This window comes from Pseudarthrobacter sp. B4EP4b (assembly GCF_006680095.1).
Taxonomy (GTDB): domain Bacteria; phylum Actinomycetota; class Actinomycetes; order Actinomycetales; family Micrococcaceae; genus Arthrobacter.
This window is the reverse complement of record NZ_VHIJ01000056.1, coordinates 1-378: the sequence shown is the minus strand read 5'-3', so window position 1 is coordinate 378 and position 378 is coordinate 1. Positions and strand designations below refer to the sequence as shown.

Here is a 378-nt window from a genome sequence, read left to right as displayed (position 1 = left end):
CCTCTTCGTGAACGGATTCAAAAGACGTTCACACCATGAAGCAGGGTAAAAAGATAAACAAGACTGCTTGCGTCCACTATGTGGTTCCCAAACAACAAACCAAAACGTTGTCCAGGGAACAAAAACACAACAAAATAACAACACCACAATGTTGTAACCACAGTTTTCCCACCCCCAGCATCATCACAGGGGTCGGGTACAAGGGTTACGGCGGTCATAGCGTGGGGGAAACGCCCGGTCCCATTCCGAACCCGGAAGCTAAGACCCACAGCGCCGATGGTACTGCACCCGGGAGGGTGTGGGAGAGTAGGTCACCGCCGGACAACCATTAGGTCGAGGCCCCAACCATCACGGTTGGGGCCTCCCACATTTAACACA

1 rRNA gene is annotated in these 378 nt (G+C 52.9%); it reads left to right on the top strand.

Annotation, left to right across the window (positions count from 1 at the left end):
* Positions 1 to 206 precede the first annotated feature (206 nt).
* A 5S ribosomal RNA gene (gene rrf / locus FNL14_RS19210) occupies positions 207 to 323 on the top strand.
* Positions 324 to 378 lie beyond the last annotated feature (55 nt).